The sequence below is a fragment of the Streptomyces sp. NPDC027663 genome, from assembly GCF_055566415.1.
In genome coordinates this window covers 119,539-141,063 of record NZ_JBVHSK010000017.1, presented here as the reverse complement: position 1 = coordinate 141,063, position 21,525 = coordinate 119,539, and the positions used below count along the sequence as shown (strand labels likewise).

The window sequence follows — 21,525 nt, the reverse complement described above, 5'->3', positions numbered from 1 at the left end:
CCCTGTCCCCTGCCCAGCTGAACCGTTCGGTCAAAGACGCAGCGTAGAAGACGGCACCGACAGTACGCCGCGCTTGATCACTCATACTCCCGCAACAGGCCCTCCATCTCGCGGTCGGCGAGTCGGTGCCCGCCGTCGATGCGCCTTGGCGCAACGGCTCAGCAGGACTTCGACGCTGCTGCCCGCACGCTCGGCGACGCCGAGGCCTACAACCAGCCCATCGTCCACCAAGCAGCACTCCAGCTCCTCGCCAGCCTCATATGGGCCCGGGAACGGGTCGCGTGATGGGAGAGGCATGCCCTCAGCCGCTATGTGCTCCGTGCCGGATGACGCCTGGTACTTGGAACTGGACCTTGTGGCCGGGCAACGGAACCTCGTGACCGCAATCGTTCCGACGAGGATCCGGCCCGGGAGCCGACGGTGTGCTTCAACCCGCTTGAGCCACACGTGGACGTTCCCTACGAGGTCATGCGCTGGTTCATGCACCAGGTCGAAGAAGAGATCCGCACCTCCCGTGCCTGGATGCGGCTGAGGCCCGAACTCGTCGAGATCATCCACTGGCTGTGTCAGTTTCCGAGGGAGTCATTTGGAGGCGGTTTCCGGAGTCACGTCGTGCGGCTCAACAAGATCAATGTCAGTGAGTTTTGATGTCACTGGCTCGCTGGGAGAGGGGCGAGACGTGTTCGTCGCCAGCAAAGACGGTCGTGGGCCTCGGCTGCTGCTGCCAGGGTGTGCTCATGAATACGACACCGGATGGACGGCCTATCCCACCCGCACTTGCCGACGAGCGCGCCATGCTTGCAGCGTGGCTGGACTTTCACCGTGCGACTCTCGCTCTGAAGTGTTCGGGCCTCAAAGATGATCAATTACGGCTTGCTGCGGCATCACCCTCGTCGATGACGCTGCTCGGTCTCGTGCAGCACATGGCTGAGGTGGAGCGCAACTGGTTTCAGCGCGTGTTCGCAGGTCAGGACGTGCCGCCGGTCTTCGGGGAGAACAACGCCGACGGCTTTGCCCTTCAGCCAGGACGAGGGCTCGACGAGGCGATGGCCGCGTGGCAAGCGGAGGTCGCTCGAGGCCGTGAGCTGATCGCTGAAGCATCACTGGACGACTCAGGCCGCCTGTCCGAACAGGAAGCGGGTCACGTCGGTGATCAGGGAGTCTCCCTGCGTTGGATCATGGTGCACATGATCGAGGAATACGCACGTCACAACGGTCATGCCGACCTCATCCGCGAGCAGATCGACGGATCTACCGGCGCATGAGACGTGCTGGCGCGGTCGCAATGACCGCGCCAGCACCCGGCATTCCCTCTCAGCCGGCGGCGGCCTGCTCGGCCAGGGCCTTGGTGTGGGCCAGGCGGTATGACTCGGTGCCGGTCTGGATGATCGCGCCGTTGAAGGTAAGACGGTCGACGATCGCCGCGCAGAGCCGGGGTCGGTGAAGGTCTTCGTCCAGCCGCTGAACGACTCGTTGGAGGCGATCGCGACGCTGTTCTTCTCCTCGCGTTCGGTCAGGACCTGGAACAGCAGCTCAGCACCCCGCCGGTCGAGTTCCATGTAGCCGAGTTCGTCAATGCAGAGCAGGTCGACGCGGCCGTAGCGGGCGATCGTCTTTGGCAGCTGCTTCTCGTCGGCGGCTTCGACCAGGTCGTTGACGAGCTTGGTGGCCAGCACGTAGCGGACTCGGAAGCCCTGCATCTGGCGGCCTCGGTGCCCAGCGCGATCAGCAGGTGAGCGCACATGTCCTGGGGGCTGGGATCGGCGGACCGCTGGGATCTGGACCAGACGACCGGCATCATCACCTGGACCTTCTCCGATAAGACTGCGACGGCACCTGCACAGATTCTCGGAAGTTTCAGCCCGGGCTCGGGCTCACGGGTGTGGGCCTGGGCTGACAAGAGCATCCTGCCCGACATGAGCCGCGACGCCCGCAGCTTCCGGGACTGGGCAGAAGCCAACGGGCATCCTGCCCTTGCCCAGCCAGAGATCAACGCCGGTGCGCAGGCTGCTTCGACCCTCGTGGCCTTGACCATCCGGGTTCGTGGGCCTGGTGGTGCGTTCACCGCTCACGCCGGCACCCCGATGCCCGGAGCCCGCCGACAAGGGCGCGACCTGCACGGTGGACGCGCACGGTGTGATGCGCGTGATCCGCCGTCTCCCCGGCGGCGCCGTAGGCATCACCCTCACTCGCCGCCACCCCGACGCGGAGGTCGAGGTCAGCAGCCAGTCCCTCGACGAATCGGGCCTGCGCCACGTGCTGCACACCTTGCACCCGCTGACGGACACGGAGCTGGAATCGCTGATGCGGGAAAAGGCGATCACCCAGGGCTACTGAGCCGGGCCGCCTCGGACCGACCACCCGCCGGTGCCGACAGCGGTCGCCGTCGCGCGGGACGGCCCTGTGCATGTTGGATGGGCACAAGCGGTGTGCGTCCACGCTGAGGAGGAGATGGTGCCCGGACGAAGCACTCGGCTCTTCGCGAGCGCCCTGTCCGCGGTCTGCATGTTGGTCATCGGCTCCAGCGCGCCGAACAGCGCCCTCCTCGCCAGGCCACTGCCGGTCGACGCCGCCGAGGCCGTCGTACCGAATCGCGTCATGACGTGGAACATCTGCAATCCCTGCAGTGGGAGCGGGTACAACCTCGGCCGGGCAGCAGAGATCGCCACATACGCACCCCAGGTCATCGGCCTGCAGGAAGCGTGCGTGCGTGACGTCGAGGAGATCCGGAAACTTCTGAAGAACCTCTACGGGCTGGACTACCACGTTGAGTACGGGACCGTGCTCCGGAACTGGAACCGCTGCGGGGGTCTGCCGTGGCGACCAGGAGCCTACGGCCAGGCCATCCTCTCGGCGGCATCCATGAGCGAGCGCATCAGCGTCGAATACCCCGAGGGCGGATCCGAGGACCGTGGGTACATGGCGGTCACCACCCTCGTGGGCGGCCGGCCCGTCCGTGTCTTCGACACCCACCTCGCCCAACGGCGTCAGGAGGCGGTCCGGGCGGACCAGGTCGACGTGCTCGCCCCACAAGTCGCCCGGTACGACCGCGTGATCGTGCTCGGCGACTTCAACAGCGTGCCGAACGCTCCCGAACTCGGGGGGATGTGGGCGCTGGCCTCGGACGCGGATCCCGAGTGCCGTCCGTCGCCCGCCGGCGCCTGCGAGACGACCAACGACTGGGACAGCAAGTTCGACTACGTGTTCCTGCGCGGCATCGCGCCACTCGCGCACGGTGTGCATCCGAGCCCGTACTCGGACCACCACCTCTTCCACGCCGACCTGGGGCCGGTCTGAGGCGTGTCCCGCCGGATCCCCGGCGTGCCGCTGGGCGGAAAAGGCGAAGGGCAAGGAGAGCCCTCTCCTTGCCACTCTCAACTTATAGCGCGGTGGGGGGCTTGCGGCAAGGCCCGGGCCACGGCGCAGAATCGTCGGCCGGTGCCACAACGTGGGGAAAAGAGGCGGCGATGCGATCGGCCACCGCGGTGTCACGGTGCCTGCCTGCCTCGGAGGGAGCTCAGTGATCGAGCGGTACGTGTTGGATCTTCGGGAGATCGACGAGAACCAGGTCGCGGTCGTCGGCGGCAAGGGCGCGCACCTGGGCGGGCTGACGCGGATCGGGGAGGTCCGCGTACCGGACGGCTTCTGCGTGACGACGGACGCCTTCCGGCGGATCATGGCGGAGGCTCCGTCGATCGATGATCAGCTCGCTCGGCTGTCGCGCTCGGACCCGGACGACCGGGAGACGATCCGCACACTCGGCGCGGAGATTCGCCGGACCGTCGAGGGGATCGTCGTCCCGGACGATCTCGCGACGGCGATCACCGGCGCGCTCGCCCGGCTCGGTGCGGAGACCCCTTGTGCCGTCCGGTCCAGCGCGACAGCGGAGGACTTGCCTACGGCCTCCTTCGCCGGCCAGCAAGACACGTACCTGAACGTGGTGGGGCCGACGGCGGTCCTCCGGCACATCAGCCGGTGCTGGGCCTCGCTGTTCACCGAGCGGGCCGTGACCTACCGCCAACGCAACGGCATCGACCACCGTACGGTCCAGATGGCCGTGGTCGTCCAGCGGATGGTCTTCCCGCACGCGGCAGGCATCCTGTTCACCGCCGACCCCGTCACGGGGAACCGGACGGTCGCCACCGTGGAAGCCGGCTTCGGCCTCGGCGAGGCCCTGGTCTCCGGCCTGGTGAACCCGGACGTCTTCACGGTGCGTGACGGCGAAGTCGTCACCAGAACGATCGCCGTCAAACAGCGTGCCGTGCACGCGCTGCCAGCCGGCGCAGCGCGGGAGGTGGCGGTCGACCCGCCGCGGCAGGAGCAGCCGACGCTGACGGATGCGCAGGTCGTGCGGCTCGTGGGGCTCGGACGGCGGATCGAAGCGCACTTCGGCCGCCCGCAGGACATCGAATGGTGCCTGGCCGACGACGGCTTCCAGATCGTTCAGAGCCGGCCGATCACGACACTGTTCCCCATTCCCGACATCGGCGACCAGGAGAATCACGTCTTCGTCTCCGTTGGCCACCAGCAGATGATGACCGACGCCATGAAGCCTCTCGGGCTCTCCATGTGGCAACTGACGGCCATGGTGCCGATGCACGAGGCCGGCGGGCGGCTGTTCGTGGACGTCACCCCGCGCCTGGCCTCCCCCGCCAGCCGCGCCGGCCTCCTGGACCTCATAGGGAGGGGTGATCCGCTGGTCAGGGACGCACTCGAGACCGTCCTCGACCGCGCCGACTTCGTCCCGTCGCTCCCGGACGCGGACCCCGGCGGGCCGCCTGTGGGCGGCGCGTCGGCCCCGATCGCGACCGATCCGGCCGTCGTCACCGAGCTGATCGAGCGCAGCGAGGCGTCCCTCGCGGCCCTGGAACGCGACATCCGGACGAAGACCGGACCGGCGCTGTTCGACTTCCTGCTGGAGGCCTTCGAGGAGCACAAGCGAGTCCTCAGTGATCCGCTGAGCATCCAGGTGATCATGGCGGGGATGGAGGCCACCTGGTGGCTCAACGACAGGCTGCGGGAGTGGCTGGGCGAGAAGAACGCGGCCGACACGCTCACGCTGTCCGCCCCCGACAACGTCACCTCGGAGATGGGCCTGGCGCTGCTCGACGTGGCGGACGTGATCCGTCAGCGGCCCGAGGTGGTGGAGTTCCTCCAGGGCGTCGAGGACGAGGGCTTCCTGGACGAACTGGCGAAGCTCGCGGGCGGGACCGAAGCGCGTGACGCCGTCGAGGCCTACCTCGACCGGTACGGCATGCGCTGCGTGGGCGAGATCGACATCACGAGGCCGCGCTGGCGCGAGCGGCCCGGCACGCTCGTGCCCGTGATCCTGGACAACGTCCGGAACTTCGAACCCGGCGCCGCCGAGCGGCGCTTCGAGCTGGGGCGTCGGAAAGCACGGCAGAAAGAACAGGACGTGCTGGCACGCCTGCGGGCCCTGCCCGACGGAGACCGGAAGGCCGACGAGACCAAGCGGATGATCGACCGGGTCCGCACCTTCATCGGGTACCGGGAGTACCCGAAGTACGGCATCGTCAGCCGCTACTTCGTCTACAAACAGGCCCTCCTGGCGGAGGCCGAACGCCTCGTACGGGCCAACGTGATCCCCGAGCAGGAGGACGTCTTCTACCTCACGTTCCAGGAGTTCCACGACGCCGTGCGCTCGAACCGGGTGGACCTCCGGCTGATCCAGCGCCGCAAGGACGCCTTCCGGTCCTACCAGGCGCTCACCCCGCCCCGGGTGCTCACCTCGGACGGCGAGGCCGTCACCGGGGCGTACCGGCGCGACGACGTACCGGCCGGCGCCCTCATCGGGCTCCCGGTCTCCGCCGGGACCGTCGAGGGAAGGGCCCGCGTCGTCCTCGACATGGCGGACGCCGACCTCGAAGCGGGCGACATCCTGGTCACGGCCCACACGGACCCCAGCTGGTCCCCGCTGTTCGTCGGCATCGCGGGCCTGGTGACGGAGGTCGGCGGTCTGATGACCCATGGCACGGTGATCGCCCGGGAGTACGGCTTGCCGGCCATCGTGGGTGTGGAGCGGGCCACCCGGCTCATCCGGGACGGGCAGCGGATCCGCGTGCACGGCACCGACGGGTACGTAGAGATCCTCCCGTGACCGACCACGGTTCCTGAGGTCCGCCTCGGTGGCCGAGAGACCGGCGAGGCGTGAACCGGCGTCACTTCAGGGCGGGAGGTGCCGCTTCGTGCCGGTGCCCCAGGAAGAGGGCGTCGAGCCGACCTGGAAGGACAGTTCGTGCAGCCGGCGGAGGCCCTCGGTGGTCAGGTACGTCTTTCCGTAGGCGGTGCCGTCCGTCCGCACGGACTGGATGCAGCGCTCGGTGTCCGAGGTGCCCGGCGCGCGCACGGTCTGTCGGCCCCGCGGGTAGTAGCGGCGGTCGAGCGTGATGTCGACGCGTTGGAAGACGGGCGTGGACAGGCCCAGGTGTTTCGCAGCCCTGGGCGCCGTGCTGCTCTATCGGTTCGTGAACGTGGGCACGCTCGGTCCACTGCCGAACATGTACGAGCCGGTCTGGGGGCCGAGTAAGACCGCCAGCGCGACCGCCGAGGCCGTCGGCGCCGTGACAGCGCTCGTCGGCTTTCTGATCAGCGACCCGCCGCGCTCTGCGTCCACTCGGGCCGGCGTTCCTCGGGGCGACACGGCCGACGGCGGGGGCGGCTGATCACGTGCCGCGCCTCACCCTCCGCACCGGACCCGGCAGCTCCTGAGGCTGCTGTGGCTGCTGCTGCCGCTGGCGGTGACCGCCGCCCTGCTCTGGTACGGCGGGGTGCGCACCCCCGAGTACCGGCACAGCTTCTTCGGGGCGCAGGGCCACGCCGTGCCCCTGCTCAAGGCCCGGCTGGGCAGCGCCCTGTTGGGACTGGCTCTGATCCAGTTGCTTCTCGCGCTGGGATGTACGGCCGACTGCCCGGCCTGCGCGCCGCGCCGCGCCGGTGGGCACCGCGCACCGCCTGATCGGTATGGTTCGCTTTCCTGTTCTCCGTCCCGATCGCCCAGCAGTGCTTCATCGCCTACGGCATCGGCCTGACCGGGCCCCGCGAGGCGCTGTACTCGCTCGCCGGCTGTTTTCTCTACAAGGCCTTCGTCGCCAAGGTCGTCGTGGTGCGCCACCGCCGCTGGCCGGGGCTGGGCGCTTCCGCTCGCCGGTGGCGCGCTCGTCACGGGGATCGCCCTGGCCTGGTACGCGGTGGCGTTCCGGTATCTGAACGGCTTCCGGGCGCCCGGCCTGTAGGCGGACGACACCCGTTCGGTGCCGTCTGCGGCCACTGTCGGCAGTGGTCACAGCGCGCCGACCCGCCGCCCTTCCCGAGGTGCGAGGTGACCGGTTCGCGTGAAAGCCGTTCCGTTCCTTCGGGGCGTTGGTGCCGCCGGTCTTGAGGTGCCCGGCGCCGCCACACCTCGCGTCCGGGGGCGGCACTGACAGCCAGCGCCGGGGCGGTGGTGGCAGGCTGCAGGCCCGGCCCGCAAGCACGCGCCTTGTATCCATGTGTCATATGCGAAAAACTCGGACGTACGGCACATGGTGCTGAAGGCAAGCGAGAGGAGTGCCTCATGATCGCCAAGCTGCTCGCCAAGTTGTCCTTCACCCGCAACTACGGTGCGTACGGGGCCCACGACTGGGGCACGCACACCGGCGACGACAGGGTGTGACCACACGTTCGGCGGGCGCCCCCGGGCTCCCGCCGGCTCCTGGCCGCGCTGCCGACGATATCGGCCTGACTGGTACGAGAAGTCAGGGGCGATCCCATGGATCGAGTGAATGAGCCCCCGCAGTTGCTCGGAGGCAGCTTCGCGGCCTGGAGCCGCGACCGGCTTGCACTGGCGCGCCGTGGCGCTGACGAGTGCGGGGACGTCTGGCGGCTGGAGCTGGGTGTCTACGTAGCCGCTACGGCCGGGGTGTGTGAAGCGGTCCTGCACCGCGCGCAGGACTTCACCAAGCCGTCCTCACCCCTCTTCCCGCCGTTGAAGCGGGCCGGCGGAGCGCCGATGCCCGAGGAGCGGGCGCACGCTCGCGCCGCCCGTATGCGCGGACTGCGCCCGCAGGCGGTTGCGGCCCGGATCGGTGAGATCGCGTCCGGGACCGCTCGGCTTGCCGATCAGTGGCCCACGGGCCGGGACGTCGAGATTCTGCCCCTGGTCCGGCCCGTCCTGGCAGAGATCGGTGTGCGCTACCTCTTCTCCGAAGACGCTCCCGCCCTGCTGCCCTTCGCATGGCAGCTCTTCGTGGCCCGGGAGGTGCTCGTACGCCCCTCGCACTGGGTATGGCCGCGCTGGGCCCCCACGCCGGCACGGCGGTTCCGCACACGGCAGCAAGTCGCCTTCACCAACGCTTTGCGGCCCATCCTCCGCCGACGCCGTTCATCGGGCCAGCTCGGTGACGACGTGCTGGGACAGATGCTCCGGCCCTCCCCCCGCTACGGCCGGCTGTCGGAAGACGTCATCCTCGACACCCTCCCCGGAATCACCGTCGCCACCTTCGAGACACCCTCCCGGGCAGCCGGATGGATCCTGCTCCACCTGGCCCGATACGCCCAGGCCGCGGACCGCGTCGCGGCCGAAGCCGCCCTGCTGCCCGCCGACCCGGCAACGACGACCAGCACCCACCTCGACAACCTGCAATACACCCAGGCGCTGGTACGCGAAGTGCTCCGACTGCACCCCCCGAGCTGGCTGCTCACCCGGCGCGTCCCGCGACGGACTCGGCTCGCCGACTACACCATCGACGCCGGATCCACCGTTCTCGTCTGCCCCTACACCGCCCACCGAGACGCACGGGAACACCCCGAACCGGACCGGTTCCGGCCCGAACGCTGGCTCGACGATTCGGGCTCGCCGGCGAAGCCCGGGGTCTTCCTCGGCTTCGGTACCGGGCCGCACGGCTGCGAGGGAGCCGCTCTGGCCATGGCCATGCTCACGCTCATGACCGCGCAGACAGCACGCCGCTACCACTTGAGCGAGCCGCCCGGCGCGGAATCCGGCTACCGGGTCACCACCTTCGAAGGTCTCGCAACCGCCGGCCTGCACCTGCGTGCCACCTTGCGCGACTGAGGGCAGTCCTATTTCCGGTGGCAGGCCGCCTCCACCCGCGAACAAGGAACGTCGATCAAGTCCGAGTCCCGTTCTACACGCGCTCGGATCACCGGCTCATGGTTCGCTCATCGTGTGTCGCCGGTCGAACTCGTTGACGAGCATGCCCATCATGACGAGGTCGTGGTGTCGGCCGGCGAAGAAAACGTGTTCCCGCAAGCGCCCCTCCTCGGTGAAGCCGAGCCCACGAAGCAGTGCCAGCGATGCCTCGTTGTGGGCCAAAACCGCCGCCAGGCATTTGTGATAGCGCCGCTCGGCGAACATGAAGCGCAGCAGCAGCACCACGGCTTCCGTCGCGTAGCCCTTGCGCCGGTGGCCTGCGCTGATGGTGATGTCGAACTCGAACCAGCCTGAGCGAGGGCCGGTGCGATGTGAGCCGACTGTACCGACCAGCTCTCCCGTGGCCGTCGCTTCGACCGCCAACCGGAACCGGTCGTCATCGCACTCGGCAACCGCCTGCTCCTTCGCCCAGGCACGGTAGCTCTCGGCGGACCTCGGCAGATCCAGCCGGCCCGCTCGCGTCCCGTCCTCGTCGGCGAAACGCGCGAACGCCGTCCAGTCGTCGGGCTCGACAGCGCGCAGGCGTACCCGATTACCGGTCCAGGACGATGCCATGCCCTATTTGATCACGCCGCTGTGCGCGCGAGGCCGACAGGCACGCCGATGCAGGCGTTGCCCGCCGTGCTCCGTCTCACCGCTGATCGTCGTCCTCGTCCGGAGCAGCGGGGTCGTGCAGCGGGCGCAAGTCCGACTGGGTCAGAGAGGGGCGTGCCGGTGCTGCCCCGCTACTGCTCCTCGGACTCAACGAAGGCAGAGCTGTCATGGGGCGGGAGGTCGGGGCAGCTCATGGCGGTACCCGTGGCGTTCGCCTCCCGGGCCATCGGACTCGCCGCTGTACGCTGATTTTGTGACGGTTTTCCGGCGTACCGTGCCACACGGTCTCCGTCGAAACGGCAAGTCCGAAAGAGCGCCGCTTGCCTAACCGAATTGCAACCGCACCAAGGATACGTCCCTGGTCAGGCGCTGATCGCCGAGCCGCGATGATCGATTCTTTCCATTGTGGACCCGACGAGCGCGGTGCACCTCCCGGCACTTCGCAGGGGTGGGCAGCGGCCGGATCCTCCCTGCGCGCGGGCAGCGGCCGAATCCTCTCTGCGCGCTGGGTGCCGGCTGAGGGTCTGCAGCTCCCACTCCGTGTGGAGGTCAGGGTGAAAGTTGTCGTTGATCTTTCCCGATGTGCGGGGTATGCGCAGTGCGCGTTCCTGGCTCCGGAGGCGTTCCGGATGCACGGCGAGGAAGCGCTCATGTACGACCCGAACCCGGATGAGGCCTGGCGCGGCCAGGTGCTGCGCGCAGCGACGGCGTGCCCGGTCCAGGCGATCCTGGTCGAGCTGGGGGCACGGCACGCACCGGCGGAGGCGTCGCCGTCATGACGCGTGCCGACGACCTGCGTGCGTTCAAGCGCGATGGCCGCATCGTGGTCGTCGGGGCTTCGCTGGCGGGGCTCCGGGCCGCGGAGGCTCTGCGCGACGAGGGTTTCACCGGATCGTTGACCATGATCGGTGACGAGCTGGGCGAGCCCTACGACCGGCCTCCCCTGTCCAAGCAAGTACTGACCGGGTGGGTGCCGGCCGGGGGCACCACACTGCCGCGCCGTCGGGACATCGACGCGGAGTGGCTGCTGGGCGTGCCCGCCAGCGGGCTGGACCTCGCGACGAACCACGTGCGTCTCGCCGACGGGCGCGAGATTCCCTTCGACCGGGTGCTGATCTCCACCGGGGTACGGGCCCGCCCATGGTTCGTCGAGTCCGAGGCGGCCCTGGACGGCGTGTTCGTCGTACGTACGCGCGAGCATGCCGAGAGCCTGCAGCGGGCCCTCGCCGCCGGGCCCTGCCGTGTGCTGGTCATCGGTGCGGGATTCACCGGCTCCGAGATCGCCTCCGTCTGCCGCGAGCGGGGCATCCCGGTGACCGTCGCCGAACTCGCGCCGGCCCCGCTGGTCGGGGCGCTCGGCGCCATGATCGGCGAGGTTGCGGCCGACATGCAGCGCGCTCACGGTGTCGACCTACGGTGCGGTGTCAGGGTCGCCCGGCTGGAGGGCGACGCGCAGGGACGGTTTCGCCGTGCTCACTTCGCCGACGGCAGTACGGTCGACGCCGATGTTGCGGTGGTGGCGCTCGGGAGCATCCGCAACACCGAGTGGTTGCGGGAGTCGGGACTGGCGGCGGGCGTACGGGGCATCACCTGCGACACGGGCTGCCGCGCCCTCGACATCCATGGCCGCGTCACCGACGACGTCTTCGCCGCGGGAGACGTGGCACGTTGCCCGAACCCCGTCTACGAAAACCGGCTCATCTCGATGGAGCACTGGGCCAACGCCGTCGAGCAGGCAGAGGTCGCGGCACACAACATGGTCAGCGCTCCGGAGGACCGCCGGCCCCACGCGTCCATCCCGTTGTTCTGGTCGATCCAGTTCGGCGTCAACATCAAGTCCGTCGGTGTGCCGACCTTCGCCGACGAAGTGGCCGTCACCCAGGGATCGCTGGCCGACCACCGCTTCGTCACCGCATACGGCTACCGGGGCCGCGTCACGGCTGCCGTGAGCTTCAACAACGCCAGGTGGCTGAACCACTACCGAAGGTTGATCGAGACGTCCGCACCTTTCCCGCCCCCCTGCCCCACGCCGGACCGGCCGGCCGACATGAAACCGGTTCCCGTCGACCTCCCCGGCCCCACCCTGCTCGCTCAGGGCGCCACCGTGGTCGTCACCGGACATGACCCGGGTGGGCGCCGCATCACGGCCGTGCACCGGCATCGGCAGGCGGAAGACCGGACAAGCACGAGCGGGACGCCTGGCACACTGCAACGGATCTTCGACTACTCCGCCCGGGCCGACCCGTACCCGCTGTATGCCGAGTTGCGCGAGAGGCCGGTGGCTCGGCAGGAGGACGGCAGCTACGTCATCAGTACCTATCGTGAGATCGCGGACACGCTGAACGACCCGCACCTGAGTTCCGACCTGCGCAATCTGTCGCATCCGATACCCCCGGTCGACGGAGGGGCCACGTCGTCGTTCATCCACCTGGACCCGCCCGAGCACGATCGCCTGCGGCGCATGGCGATGCGCCACTTCGGCCCCCCGCACACCCCGGGGCTGGTGACCGGCATGGAAAGCGACCTGACCGCCACCGTAGGCAGCCTGATCGACGACTTTGCGGGCAAAGGGCAAATCGACGTCGTCGACGATTTCGCCTTCCCGCTCCCGGTAACCGTGACCTGTCACTTGCTCGGCGTGCCACGCGAGGACGAACCGCGGTTCCACCGCTGGGTGAACGACATCATGAACTCGGTCGACTACAACCCCGAGACCGACCCGAAGGAGAAACTAGACAAGGGCGTACAGGCCCGCACGGACTTGCGCCAGCGCCTCGACGAACTGGTGGAACAGTGCCACGGCCGGCCGGGCGACGGTCTGTTGGGCCGGCTGGCCAACGACGACGGGCCCGACGGCCGGATGACCGACGCCGACATCGTCGCCACCGCCAGGCTGCTGCTCATCGCCGGCCACGAGACCACCGTCAACCTCATCACCAACGGCATGCTGACGCTGCTGCGCCACCCGCAGGTACTGCAGCGACTGCGCGACGACCCGGACCTCGTCGTGCCGCTGGTCGAGGAACTGCTGCGCTACGAGCCCCCCGTGCACATCATTCCCTGGCGGGTGGCGTACAGCGACATCACCGTCGCCGACACCGTCATCCCCCAGGGCTCGCAGATCATGCTCATGCTGGCCTCAGGCAGTCGCGATCCGAAGCGCTTCCACGATCCGGACCGCTTCGACCCGGACCGGCATGACAACCAGCACCTGGGGTTCGGCAGCGGCATCCACGTGTGTTTCGGCAGCCCGCTGGCCCGGCGGGAAACCCAGATCGCGCTGACGGAGTTGGTACGCCGGCTCGACCGCCCCAGGCTGGTCGACGACCCGCCGCCGTACCGGCCCAGCCCCGTTCTTCGGGGTCCGATCCATCTGGACATCGAGCAGGGTGACGGTTGACACGGCAGCTGAGGGCAGTTGCAAGGTCGCGCCGCGGACGGCCCGGCCGGCCGGCTCTGCATTCGACAGCAACTCTCTACCCTTCTCACTCCCATCCCGTCCACCGTCTGACCGCTACGGTCCTCCTGCCGGGGCGGGACCGGAACTGGAGAGGGGTTCGTCCCCCTGGCCATGCGTCGCTGACGTCGCCGGGGTCGAGGATCGCGAGTTGGATGCTGTCGGCCTCGGCCTGCTGGCTGAGCTCTTCCGCGGGCTCCCAGGGGCCCTCCCCGCGCGTGCGGGGAGCGGTCCGCGAGACTCGCTGACCCTCGGGGCGACCGTCCTTGTTGCCCTTGGCCTCGGCGGCGCGCAGTCCGTCGTAGGTCAGCTCGCGCTGGGGGGCTCGCTGGAGTTCGCCGGCGGCGATGACCTACGGCGGTCGACAGCCCCGACGAGGCGAAGGTCATGCGAAGCGGCCCGACGGCCGCAGGGAGCACGGCCACCGGGCGTACAAACAGTCCCCCGTGAGGAGATGGCCCCCGTCGAGGGGCCTTCCTCAATTCACAGTCGTTGCAGGGGCTTCGGCCGAAGGCGGTGAGGTTGCCCGGGCGCCCGGGCCGGGCTGATGAACGGCATCCGGCAGATTTACGGCCGGATTGCCGCCCCACCGTGCGCGCGCGGGTACCTCCTCGCCCTTCATGAGGAAGGAATCGGGCGCGAGCACCGCGCCGTCGCCCATCGTCACGCCGTAGTGCACATGGGATCCGATGCCCAGAGTGCAGCCGGTACCGAGCGTGGTCCGGTCGGATTTGAAGGTTCCGTCCTCCTGCGAGTGGCACTGGATCTTGCTGCCGGCATTGAGGATGCAGTAGTCGCCGACGGTGGACAGTGTTCGCTCGGTCATGTAGCAGCCGTCGTCGAACACCCGGCGGCCGATGCGTACGCCCAGCAGCCGCCACACCAGGGCCTTGAAGGGGGTTCCGTTGAAGACGTTCAGATAGCGGTCGGGCACCTTCCACAGGCGCTCGTGCCACCAGAAGTAGGGGTCGTAGATGGAGCAGAGCCGGGGCCGTAGCGCGCGGAACCGTCCGAGGCAGCGTTCCACCAGGGCGAAGTACGCGGTGGTGAAGGCGAGCGTGATGGCTAGGTAGCCGGCGATCACCGCGTCACCCAGCGCTCCGTACAAGTCGACCGTCGCGAGCCCGAGCAGGGTGAGCGCGAAGGTGTGCAGCCATCGCAGGAACAGCCAGAGGGCCATCGAGCGCAGGTTGTACCGGTTCTTCGCGGAGAGACTGATGCGCAGTTGGTCCCCGGTCCTGAGGTTGTCGAATCGCGCGTCGCGCTCCACTGACCGCGGGATTTCGAAGCAGGGCGAGCCCAGCAGGCCGACACCCTCGCGGACCGGGCCCTCCAGAGGAACCATCACCTTTGTCGCGAGCAGGCAGTTGTCACCTGTCCTGCCGCCAGAGGGGTAGGCGATGTTGTTGCCCAGGAAGTTGTGCGGACCGAGGGTCGCCCTGGACACCCGGAAGGACGTGCTGGAGAAGTCCGCGTTGACGACGGAGAGTCCGTCGGCCACCATCGTGCCGCTGCCGACGGAGACGAGCAGCGGATTCTCGTGCTGCACCTCGGTACCGAAGTTGGAGCCGGTCTGCTCGACCCGGGACAGGTCGTATCCGAGGATCTGGAGGTAGGGCACGATGTAGGAGCTGTCGCCGAAGAGCCAGGCGAAGAACCTGATGTTCGTGATGCGGGCGATCGCCCGGTGCACCGCGTAGTGGAACCCGTAGAGCGGATAGACCCGGTCGGGCTTGATGGCCAGGTGCAGCAGCCGCGGAACGGTGCGCAGGACGACGAGGCCCAGGACCAGGAAGCCGACGAACAGTGCGAGGGAGAGGACCAGCGCGTCGTCGAGCAACTCCATTGCGCTCAGCGCGGCCGTCTCCGGGTCGAGCCGCCGGCCGATCGCCGGTACCTCGGTGAAGAGCATGTACATCCCGCCGACGGCCAAGGGTATGTACAGCAAGAACAGCTGAACCAGCGTGACCAGACCGAACCAGGCCCGGCGCGGGGTGCCGCAGCTGGCAGGCGGGATGCGCACGTAGTCGACGTCCGTGCGCTGCGCCGGGGAACCGTGCCAGTGCTCACCGTCCGGGACCGCCATGCCGCGGTGCAGCGCCGACGAGTGGCCGAGCTGTGCTCCGTCGCCCATCGCGGTGTCGATGTCCAGGACGGTCTTCTCGCCGATGAACACGTCATGGCCGAGCGTGATCCGGCCGGTCTGGATGCGGCCCGCGTGAGCTCGGTAGCCAAGGAAGAACGCGTCCTTGCGGATCACGCTGCCGGCGCCGACCGTCAGCAGGTCGGTGCAGACCGGCACGGACCGGGTCAGGATCGTCACTCCCCTGCCGATGCGCGCGCCCAGCGCCCGCAGGTACAGCACATACAGCGGATTCCCGACGAAGAGGATCATCGGATTCGCGTGGAGCAGCGACTTCACCAGCCAGAAACGCACATATGAGAGCCCCCAGAGCGGGAACTCATCCGCTTTCCAGCGGCCGACGAGAAGCCATTTGGCGGCGATCGGGAAAACGCACAGTGCGATGAACCCGATGCCACCAAAAAGCAGCGATCGCACATAGATGTCGGCCAAACCCGAACTGTTGTCGATCCATCGGTATCCGGAGGCAGTGACGAAACCCGCTACGACGGAATAGGTGAGGAAACACAGCAACTGGGCGGTCCCGCAGAGGAAGTGGGTCAGCCCGCTCGCGGCCGTCACCGGGGTCGGCGGCACGGTCTGCGCCGGCGATGACGAGAGGTTCGGCACCTCGGTGGTGTCCGCGATGCGCTGCGCGAACGCCTCCGCCAGGCTGCGGATCGTGGGATGCTGGTAGATGTCCTTCATGGACGGGGACGGCAACTCGGGCTGCTTCCGCACTCGGGCACAGAACTGGGCCATGACCAGGGAGTTGGCGCCGAGGTCCGTGAAGAAGTGACTGTCGATCGGAACGCTCTCGGCGCCCATGAGGTCGGCCAGCGCATCCGCGAGATTCCGCTCGATCTCCGTCCTCGTAGGGCCGGCGCCGATCCGCTGCGTGACGGTATCTTCGTCCAGCCCGATTATATGGACCTCTGATGACTGCTCCACCATTCGATCTCCTACAGGACGTTTGATCGCCGTGAGCCGCCGACAAGTGCCCAGGCCCCGCGCTCCAGCTGAACGGCCCGCCGAACCTCGGGAGCCTCGAAGTGCGTGCTCTGATCACGAGCCTCAGCGCTCAGTGTCGGTCGACTTTCGTTCCGTTGCCACTTCGAGGCGACCGCCACGCACGACGGAAAGCGCGCTTTGGGCCCGTTTTCTTAGGCCCTTCGCACAACGCGGCCGCGTAACGAATCACCCGAATGGCGGCCCCTCGCCCTCAGGGCGATTGGGGAGGTCGCGGACCGTGCGGTGGCGCAGATCGGTTGAGTCCGGGCCGGCCAGTGGCCGCCGTCGGGGCGGAGCACTGTCGCGCGGCGTCCGGCGGCAATGTTGGTGTGGTCGGCGGTGCGGAACCGGTTGACGGCGAAGCTGCGCTGGGTGGCCCTGTTCTCCGGGTTCAGGCCGCAGCGAAGATCACAGCAGCCGATGTTGCAGGTCTCGCTCACCAGCAGCGCGACCAGCGAGGTCTTGATGTCCTCCATGCGCGTCCGGTCGTCGCCCAGGGGCACAAAGGCGTTCAGGAACCCGGTCCAGGAGTCGACCTCGAACAGCAGGTCCGGCAGGTCGATCTTCTGGAGCATCTTCGCGGTGGTCTGGCGCAGCCACTTCGATGAGGCGCTCTCGCCGAGTGCGCCGAGCCGGTCCACGTTCAGTTTCAACCGGCCGTTGGGGTGGATCTCGAAGCTGAGCTTCACGTCCTGTCCGCGGAGGACGGGCTGCTGACCGCAGCCGACCTCGCCACCATGGACCTGTCCGGCAACGGACTCGTCGTGATGTCGGCCTGCGACACGGGTCGTGGTCTGGTCGCCGTCAGGCAGGGCGTGTACGGACTACGCCGGTTGGTGGGAATCGCCGGCGCGCGGACTCACGTGATGAGCCTGTGGCAGGTCCCTGACCGGGAGACGCAGGAGCTAATGGAAAATTCCTACGGTCGCAGGACTCGATGGTTGTTCCACCAGGTAGTGAACTCAGGTGTCGCCAGTCTGAGTTCACTGACGAGGTCGGCGAGCTGGCGGTCGTGAGGGTAGCGGCCTGCTTCGAGCCGGAGGATGGCCACTGTCTCTGCGGCGATCCGTCGGACGACGGTGGCATTCGGGACAGCGGTGCGCACGCCACGCAGGCCTCAGCCGACCGGGGCGTCCACGGCGGCCTGCGCGGCGGAGAGGACGTCGGCCGGCTCGCCATCGAGCTGAAGCGTGAATGCAGGGCGATGAAGCTTGCCGATCGCCTTCTGATTTCGCCTGGTCGTTCGACGAGCATTGTTCTCCGACCTCGCTGGCGGGCGTCGTCCTTGGCTTGGCGCGCCGACGTCCTTCAAACGGAGCGCGCTTCTACGGGTTGCCGCAGGATCGTCCTGAGCTTGGTGGGGTCGGTCCTGCGTGGGTCGCTGAGGTAGATCTCGTGATGCAGCCCCGCCTCCTGCAGGTTGTTAGCGGGGAGGTATTCGTGGTGCAGTCGGGCCAGGATCGGTGTCTCGTCGTCGTAAGGGCCGATGTGGAGGACCTGGGCGCTGGTACCCTCGTGCAGCGTTTCTGACCGAACATGTGGAATGGTGGGAAGGTTCTTCTTGGTCAGGGCGGTGTACTTGGCGTCTTCGATCAGGCTGACGGTGATCCAGTCAGGAATGTTGATGAGCAGCCTCCATCGCCAGTTGCCCTTGCGCCTGGCCAGGAAGTCGTCCATGTCGTCTGCCCACCACAATCCCTCAAGCGGGCCGACGACGAAGTCCTTGCCGAGGTCGCCTCTGTTCGCGAACTTCGCGGTATAGGCGACTGCGTAGAGCGCCTCAACCGCGTGGCGGTACGCGGTGGAGGTGTTCGGATCGCCGCACCCCTCAATGGCGAGGAAATGGAGCTCGGGGATGTCAACGAGCTCCCAGTCAGTGTTCTTGGGCGAGTAGCACTTCTTGAGCTCGCGCTTGACGTCGTACTTGGCAGTCATACCGAGGAACCCTCCTGTGAGTCATTGTCATCACAGCCACGGGCCGGCCTGGAGCAGCGGCCCCTGAGCGGGACTCCCCGACGGCCGGCTCCCCAACGGCCGCTTAGAAACTCCCGTGCCCTGCCAGATGAGTTCGGCGCCCTGGTCATGTAGGGACGTTAGCCGCTGCCACTGACAAGAAGTCCGATCAGGTGGTGCGGCACCGGGCCGGATGGCGCCAAGGCTGAACTCCGATGGGCGGGGCGCGAGGCCGTGGGGCCGGAAGGCCGGAAAATCGAATGAGCGCAGATCCCCGGTCGGTGGGCGCGGAGGTGTGAGTGGTCGTGTGGCGGTCGGGAGTGTGCTATCGCCCTTGTGTGCCGACGCGTTGGGGCACGGATGCGTCCGCTCGTATGGCGGTGCCCTTCGGAGTTCGGGGGCGGTAGCGGGAGATGGCCACCCCGGTCAGGCACAGCAGGCCCCCCAGCAGTGTCAGCCAGGCCGGGACTTCACCCAGGAGTATCCAACTCAGAAGGACGACGATGGCCGGCACGGCGTAGGTGGTTGCGCCGAGTTTCCCAGCCGGCATCCGTGCGAGGGCGTAAGTCCAGGTGGTGAAGGCGAGGGCGGTGGGGACTACGCCCAGATAGACCATGTTGAGGCTGGCGGAGAGGGGGGCCCGGGGGATTTCGGCGACCAACTGCCCGGTGAACGGCAGGCACGCCAAGGTCCCGGTGAGGCAACTGTATGTGGTGATCTGCAGCGGTGTCCCGTAGGAGAGTGCGGGCTTCTGCGCGATGACCCCTGTCGCGTATGCCACCGCCGCGAGCAGGCACAGCGCCACCCCGAGCACCGACGTCGAGCCGCCGCTTTCGGACGACATCGACAGGCCGACGACTACGGCGCCGGCGAAGGAGACCGCTGTGCCCGTAAGCAGCCGCGGCGGCAGGCCCTCGCCCAACAGGCGCGCGGCGAGGAGTGCCATGAGAATCGGCCCGGTATTCACGAGCAGGGACGCGGTCCCCGCATCGACGAGGCGTTCACCCCAGTTGAGCGCGACCATGTAGCCGGCGAACCATACGAGTCCGGACAACAGGATGCCTTTTCGGGCGCCGCGCGGAGGGAGGCCTTCGCGGCGCAGGAGGAGCAGCGTCACAAGAACGAGCGAGGCGACAAGCAGTCTGCCGAGGGCGAGTGCCCCCGGGGAGTAGGCGGCTGCGGCGCTGCGGATGGAGACGAATGCGGATGCCCAGGCGAACACGGTGAAGCAGACGGCGCCGCCGGTGAGGAGGGCAGAGGGAAGGGCACGCGAACGGGGCTTCATACCTGCCGACCCTACACCCAAACACTTCGGCACTCACCGAACTATTCGCAGGAACGTGGTGAGTCTCAGTGCCGCCGGGCCAGCCCCCTAGTTCCATGCCTGTGGGGTGAGGCCCAGGAGTTCACCGAAGGCCTCCTCTCCTGCCCTTGTCACCAGCAGGGCCCGCCCGCCGCCCTCCGGGCGTACCACCCAGGCTTCAGCCAGGGCCCGCGCGCACAGCCTCGCTCCGACCAGGCCGCCCAGATGGCGCCGGCGTTCGGTCCAGTCCAAGCAAGAACTCGCCGAAGGCCTGCGCCCCGCGCCCGTCACGTCGACGCCGACCTCCTCACACCAGTCGAATCCGGCTCGAGTCAGTGCGAAAACGCCCTCCGTGCACAGCAGACCCCGGTCCGCCATCGCGTCCGTCACCGCCATGCCGAGCCTCCCCGCGAAGTGGTCGTAGCACGTGCGGGCCCGCACCAGGGGGTCCGGTGCGGCGACCACTGGCACGGCGTGGGCCGCATCGCGGCCCGGGACGGCGTGTGAGGCAAGTTCGTCGACCAGACGGGCGGTGGACGCATCAGCGATTCGCACGTAGCTGCACCGTCCCTGTCGCTCCGTGACGCACACCCCCGCGTCGAGGAGGCGGGTCAGATGCCCGCTTACGGTGGAAGGGGCCACCCCGGCGGCGCGGGCCAGCTCACCCGCCGTCCAGGCACGCCCTTCGAGCAAGGTCATGCAGATGGCAGCCCGAGTCTCATCGGCCAGGGCCGCGGCGAAAGAGGCGAGCCGCGCGGCTGGAGCCGGAGCATCCGCCGGTCCGGAGGCAGGTACGTGTGTCATGACTCCAGGATGCCGCATCACTTCGGCAAACAGCGAAATAATCAGGCTGCGATCCGGTGGCATGGAGCAGTGAGCCACGCGCGCCCATCGGCATGCCCTTCAGCGGCCGACCGCATCATCGAAGACTTCGACACCGAACGTACCTCGGTGTCCGTCCCATCGGCCAGGGCTGCCATCACCTGTGGCATTCCTCGCCGAGGCGGCAGACCAGTTGTTCGCCGGAGAGCTGATCGCGGCGGGGGGTGTCTCCACGTGGTCGTTCCGTCGGGCGGCTACGAGACCACGTTCGCGGCGGCGGCGGAAAGGAACGCACGCCTCCCCTTCCTCGACCAGGCGGCGGGCATCACCTGGCTCGATCACGTGACGCCGCGCGAAGCTGCCTACGCCGCCGTGGCCGCTGGGTGACGCAGCAGTGCGAGGCGCACTCCAGCAGCCGCCGGGTGATCCGGGGAGAGACGACGGCGTCTCCGGCGGCGACGTCGCGAATGGCGGTGAGCAGCACTTCGGGCCGGATGTTCTTCAGCAGGAAGCCCGCTGCACCCCCGCTGAGCCCGGCGAACGCGTACTCGTCGAGGTCGAAGGTGGTGAGCATGAGTATCCTGCTCTGCGGTGAGACCCGGGGGATGCGACGGGTCGCCTCGATGCCCGTCCGTACCCGGCATGCGGACGTCCATGAGGACGACGCCGGAGCGCAACTGCCGGGCGAGCCGGATCGCTTCGTCGCCGTCCGCGGCGCCCCCGACCGCTCTCATGTCCGGCTGGGCGTCCAGCACGGTGGTGAAAGCCACGCGCAGCAGTGCCTCGTCGTCGGCGAGGAGAACGCGGATGGTCACGCCACCACGTCCGCTTCCCGGCCGAGGTCGAGGCGGGCGGCGACCTGCCAGCCACCGCTCGGCAGCGGTCCGGCTCGCAGCGTCCCGCCGTGGGCGGCAGCTCGTTCGCGCATACTGCGGATGCCGAGTCCCGAGGGTGCGTCGGCCTCCGCGCGGGGCGGTCCGTCATCCGTGACGTCGACCGTGACGGTGTCGGTCAGGCACTGGATTCTGATGCCCGCGCGGGTGCCGCGAGGCGTGTGTTTGAGCGTGTTGGTCAAGGCTACCTGCACCAAGCGG

General features: G+C 68.3%; 19 protein-coding genes and 8 pseudogenes. 15 read left to right on the top strand and 12 right to left on the bottom strand.

What is annotated here, in order from left to right; translation table 11 throughout:
• The first annotated feature begins 138 nt into the window (after positions 1–138).
• The 3 genes and pseudogenes from ACZ4SF_RS32600 (at position 139) to ACZ4SF_RS32590 (ending at position 1,265) form a co-directional block, all read left to right on the top strand.
• Complete coding sequence (locus tag ACZ4SF_RS32600) at positions 139–285, top strand: hypothetical protein (RefSeq protein WP_468391634.1); 147 nt, start codon at positions 139–141, stop codon at positions 283–285.
• Between the two features lie 10 nt (positions 286–295).
• A pseudogene (locus tag ACZ4SF_RS32595) lies at positions 296–570 on the top strand (hypothetical protein); the annotation flags it as partial.
• A 167-nt stretch (positions 571–737) separates the two neighbouring features.
• Positions 738–1,265 carry a DinB family protein gene (locus ACZ4SF_RS32590; protein ID WP_468391632.1) on the top strand — a complete coding sequence of 176 codons (528 nt, stop codon included), beginning with the start codon at positions 738–740 and terminating at the stop codon, positions 1,263–1,265.
• Between the two features lie 49 nt (positions 1,266–1,314).
• Here ACZ4SF_RS32590 and ACZ4SF_RS32585 read toward each other — a convergent pair.
• A pseudogene (locus ACZ4SF_RS32585) lies at positions 1,315–1,738 on the bottom strand (ATP-binding protein); the annotation flags it as partial.
• A gap of 4 nt (positions 1,739–1,742) precedes the next feature.
• Between ACZ4SF_RS32585 and ACZ4SF_RS32580 the strand changes: the two are divergent.
• The 4 genes and pseudogenes from ACZ4SF_RS32580 to rph form a co-directional block, all read left to right on the top strand.
• Positions 1,743–2,021, top strand: a pseudogene (locus tag ACZ4SF_RS32580) (DUF6882 domain-containing protein); the annotation flags it as partial.
• A gap of 22 nt (positions 2,022–2,043) precedes the next feature.
• Complete coding sequence (locus ACZ4SF_RS32575) at positions 2,044–2,337, top strand: hypothetical protein (RefSeq protein ID WP_468391709.1); 294 nt, start codon at positions 2,044–2,046, stop codon at positions 2,335–2,337.
• A 114-nt stretch (positions 2,338–2,451) separates the two neighbouring features.
• Complete coding sequence (locus ACZ4SF_RS32570) at positions 2,452–3,297, top strand: endonuclease/exonuclease/phosphatase family protein (RefSeq protein WP_468391629.1); 846 nt, start codon at positions 2,452–2,454, stop codon at positions 3,295–3,297.
• 223 nt (positions 3,298–3,520) lie between these two features.
• Positions 3,521–6,118, top strand: a complete 2,598-nt coding sequence (gene rph / locus ACZ4SF_RS32565) for a rifamycin-inactivating phosphotransferase (RefSeq protein WP_468391627.1) — start codon at positions 3,521–3,523, stop codon at positions 6,116–6,118.
• 66 nt (positions 6,119–6,184) lie between these two features.
• Here rph and ACZ4SF_RS32560 read toward each other — a convergent pair whose 3' ends face one another.
• Complete coding sequence (locus ACZ4SF_RS32560) at positions 6,185–6,409, bottom strand: hypothetical protein (RefSeq protein ID WP_468391691.1); 225 nt, start codon at positions 6,407–6,409, stop codon at positions 6,185–6,187.
• Between the two features lie 22 nt (positions 6,410–6,431).
• Here ACZ4SF_RS32560 and ACZ4SF_RS32555 point away from each other — a divergent pair, with 22 nt between their 5' ends.
• The 4 genes from ACZ4SF_RS32555 to ACZ4SF_RS32540 all read left to right on the top strand — a co-directional run bounded on the left by ACZ4SF_RS32555 (position 6,432) and on the right by ACZ4SF_RS32540 (position 9,070).
• Positions 6,432–6,683 carry a hypothetical protein gene (locus ACZ4SF_RS32555; RefSeq protein WP_468391624.1) on the top strand — a complete coding sequence of 84 codons (252 nt, stop codon included), beginning with the start codon at positions 6,432–6,434 and terminating at the stop codon, positions 6,681–6,683.
• A gap of 75 nt (positions 6,684–6,758) precedes the next feature.
• Positions 6,759–7,049, top strand: a complete 291-nt coding sequence (locus ACZ4SF_RS32550; protein ID WP_468391622.1) for a DUF6529 family protein — start codon at positions 6,759–6,761, stop codon at positions 7,047–7,049.
• Positions 6,995–7,399, top strand: a complete 405-nt coding sequence (locus ACZ4SF_RS32545) for a DUF6529 family protein (RefSeq protein ID WP_468391689.1) — start codon at positions 6,995–6,997, stop codon at positions 7,397–7,399. Before ACZ4SF_RS32550 ends, ACZ4SF_RS32545 begins: the two co-directional genes overlap by 55 nt.
• A 369-nt stretch (positions 7,400–7,768) precedes the next feature.
• Positions 7,769–9,070, top strand: a complete 1,302-nt coding sequence (locus tag ACZ4SF_RS32540) for a cytochrome P450 (protein WP_468391619.1) — start codon at positions 7,769–7,771, stop codon at positions 9,068–9,070.
• 96 nt (positions 9,071–9,166) lie between these two features.
• On the opposite strand, the gene ACZ4SF_RS32535 is transcribed toward ACZ4SF_RS32540, so the two are convergent.
• Positions 9,167–9,724 carry a GNAT family N-acetyltransferase gene (locus tag ACZ4SF_RS32535; RefSeq protein WP_468391616.1) on the bottom strand — a complete coding sequence of 186 codons (558 nt, stop codon included), beginning with the start codon at positions 9,722–9,724 and terminating at the stop codon, positions 9,167–9,169.
• A gap of 593 nt (positions 9,725–10,317) precedes the next feature.
• Between ACZ4SF_RS32535 and ACZ4SF_RS32530 the strand changes: the two genes are divergently transcribed.
• From ACZ4SF_RS32530 to ACZ4SF_RS32520, 3 genes and pseudogenes are all read left to right on the top strand, one after another.
• On the top strand, positions 10,318–10,542 hold the full coding sequence (locus ACZ4SF_RS32530; protein WP_468391614.1) for a ferredoxin: 225 nt from the start codon (positions 10,318–10,320) through the stop codon (positions 10,540–10,542).
• Positions 10,539–11,909: pseudogene (locus ACZ4SF_RS32525) on the top strand (NAD(P)/FAD-dependent oxidoreductase); the annotation flags it as partial. The gene ACZ4SF_RS32530 and the pseudogene ACZ4SF_RS32525, both read left to right, overlap by 4 nt.
• Positions 11,910–11,912: 3 nt before the next feature.
• A complete protein-coding gene (locus ACZ4SF_RS32520; RefSeq protein ID WP_468391686.1) occupies positions 11,913–13,163 on the top strand; it encodes a cytochrome P450 in 1,251 nt (416 codons plus the stop codon).
• Between the two features lie 535 nt (positions 13,164–13,698).
• Here the strand turns inward: ACZ4SF_RS32520 and ACZ4SF_RS32515 are convergent.
• Together ACZ4SF_RS32515 and ACZ4SF_RS32510 are read right to left on the bottom strand one after the other, a co-directional pair.
• On the bottom strand, positions 13,699–16,296 hold the full coding sequence (locus ACZ4SF_RS32515) for a Pls/PosA family non-ribosomal peptide synthetase (RefSeq protein ID WP_468391611.1): 2,598 nt from the start codon (positions 16,294–16,296) through the stop codon (positions 13,699–13,701).
• A 469-nt stretch (positions 16,297–16,765) separates the two neighbouring features.
• Positions 16,766–17,012, bottom strand: a pseudogene (locus ACZ4SF_RS32510) (Tn3 family transposase); the annotation flags it as partial.
• A 78-nt stretch (positions 17,013–17,090) separates the two neighbouring features.
• Between ACZ4SF_RS32510 and ACZ4SF_RS32505 the strand changes: the two are divergent.
• Positions 17,091–17,216: pseudogene (locus tag ACZ4SF_RS32505) on the top strand (CHAT domain-containing protein); the annotation flags it as partial.
• Positions 17,217–17,272: 56 nt separating this feature from the next.
• Here ACZ4SF_RS32505 and ACZ4SF_RS32500 read toward each other — a convergent pair.
• The 7 genes and pseudogenes from ACZ4SF_RS32500 to ACZ4SF_RS32470 form a co-directional block, all read right to left on the bottom strand.
• Positions 17,273–17,458 carry an MmyB family transcriptional regulator gene (locus tag ACZ4SF_RS32500; protein ID WP_468391608.1) on the bottom strand — a complete coding sequence of 62 codons (186 nt, stop codon included), beginning with the start codon at positions 17,456–17,458 and terminating at the stop codon, positions 17,273–17,275.
• Between the two features lie 203 nt (positions 17,459–17,661).
• Positions 17,662–18,288 carry a GyrI-like domain-containing protein gene (locus ACZ4SF_RS32495; RefSeq protein WP_468391605.1) on the bottom strand — a complete coding sequence of 209 codons (627 nt, stop codon included), beginning with the start codon at positions 18,286–18,288 and terminating at the stop codon, positions 17,662–17,664.
• 343 nt (positions 18,289–18,631) lie between these two features.
• Positions 18,632–19,591 (bottom strand): DMT family transporter, encoded by a 960-nt coding sequence (locus tag ACZ4SF_RS32490; protein WP_468391602.1) that lies wholly within the window; start codon positions 19,589–19,591, stop codon positions 18,632–18,634.
• 87 nt (positions 19,592–19,678) lie between these two features.
• Positions 19,679–20,164 (bottom strand): hypothetical protein, encoded by a 486-nt coding sequence (locus ACZ4SF_RS32485; protein ID WP_468391706.1) that lies wholly within the window; start codon positions 20,162–20,164, stop codon positions 19,679–19,681.
• A 45-nt stretch (positions 20,165–20,209) separates the two neighbouring features.
• Positions 20,210–20,413 (bottom strand): annotated as a pseudogene (locus tag ACZ4SF_RS32480) (helix-turn-helix domain-containing protein); the annotation flags it as partial.
• 424 nt (positions 20,414–20,837) lie between these two features.
• A pseudogene (locus ACZ4SF_RS32475) lies at positions 20,838–21,246 on the bottom strand (response regulator); the annotation flags it as partial.
• Positions 21,243–21,518 carry an ATP-binding protein gene (locus tag ACZ4SF_RS32470; protein ID WP_468391684.1) on the bottom strand — a complete coding sequence of 92 codons (276 nt, stop codon included), beginning with the start codon at positions 21,516–21,518 and terminating at the stop codon, positions 21,243–21,245. The pseudogene ACZ4SF_RS32475 and the gene ACZ4SF_RS32470, both read right to left, overlap by 4 nt.
• Positions 21,519–21,525: the final 7 nt, after the last annotated feature.